This is a genomic window from Chryseobacterium metallicongregator (genome assembly GCF_031324065.1).
Classification (GTDB): domain Bacteria; phylum Bacteroidota; class Bacteroidia; order Flavobacteriales; family Weeksellaceae; genus Chryseobacterium; species Chryseobacterium metallicongregator.
Window position 1 is genome coordinate 1 of the sequence record NZ_JAVIXS010000027.1, and the last position, 494, is coordinate 494.

1 protein-coding gene is annotated in these 494 nt (G+C 27.3%); it reads right to left on the bottom strand.

The features are described 5' to 3' along the window. The coding region (locus REB14_RS24015) for a tyrosine-type recombinase/integrase (protein ID WP_482155933.1) at positions 1–132 on the bottom strand (132 nt) is incomplete at its 3' end. Positions 133–494: the final 362 nt, after the last annotated feature.

The window sequence follows — 494 nt, forward strand, 5'->3', positions numbered from 1 at the left end:
GTCTTTAAATACAGGGAGTAAATGATTTTCCAGCAACAATACATAAGCCGAAAAGGTTGATTTTTTTACATACAACTTTTTGTCATTCTTCCAAAGTTCAGCGATTTCTGCTAATGTTTTCTTTCTTGTCATAAACTTTTTGATTTTTAAATTAAACTGAAAGTTAACATTAAGGATAAAATTACTTTGTCATTTAGGATTTAAAATCACAAATCTTTTACATAAAGGAACTTTTATTTTCCTAATTTACGATTTCCGGAATTTGAAGGGGAATGGAAAAATAAGAAACTTGGTGAAATATCTGACATTTATGATGGAACTCATCAGACACCAAAATATACGAGCAATGGAGTTAAATTTGTTAGTGTAGAAAATATAAATGATTTATACAATACTGATAAATTTATTTCAGAAAAAGCATTTGAAAAGGAATATAAAATAAAACCTAGAAAAGGTGATATTTTGATGACAAGAATTACTGCTGGGATTATAGG